The organism is Cobetia sp. 3AK (genome assembly GCF_029846335.1).
Lineage (GTDB): Bacteria > Pseudomonadota > Gammaproteobacteria > Pseudomonadales > Halomonadaceae > Cobetia > Cobetia marina.
The window spans coordinates 1-561 of sequence record NZ_JARWKR010000027.1 but is presented as its reverse complement, the minus strand read 5'-3'; the positions used below and the strand labels follow the sequence as shown (position 1 = coordinate 561).

Sequence of the window (561 nt, the reverse complement as noted above, 5' to 3'; positions counted from 1 at the left end):
GATCAGCGACGATAGCGGTACCGCCGACGACTTCATCACCAATGACGATGATGGCCTGACGATCACCGCCACCCTGGATGCCGCACTGGCCGAGGGCGAGACCCTGCAGTACAGCAATGATGGCGGCACCACCTGGACCGATATCAGCGGCAGTGTCGACAGTGCCGACGGCATCACCGTCAGCCATGTCGACGCCGACCTCACCGCCTCTGCCACCGTGCAGCTCAAGGTGCAGGACGCCGCCGGCAATGACGGCCCGGTTGCCTCGCAGGCCATCGTGATTGACGTGACCGCGCCGACCACGGCCGTCAGCATTGACGGGATCAGCGACGATAGCGGTGCCGCCGACGACTTCATCACCAATGACGATGATGGCCTGACGATCACCGCCACCCTGGATGCCGCACTGGCCGAGGGCGAGACCCTGCAGTACAGCAATGATGGCGGCACCACCTGGACCGACATCAGCGGCAGTGTCGACAGTGACGACGGCATCACCGTCAGCCATGTCGACGCCGACCTCACCGCCTCTGCCACCGTGCAGCTCAAGGTGCAGGACGC

1 protein-coding gene is annotated in these 561 nt (G+C 64.7%); it reads left to right on the top strand.

Going from position 1 to position 561, the window contains the following annotated elements; all coding sequences use genetic code 11:
* The coding region (locus QD228_RS16995) for a hypothetical protein (protein ID WP_279876129.1) at positions 1-561 on the top strand (561 nt) is incomplete at both ends.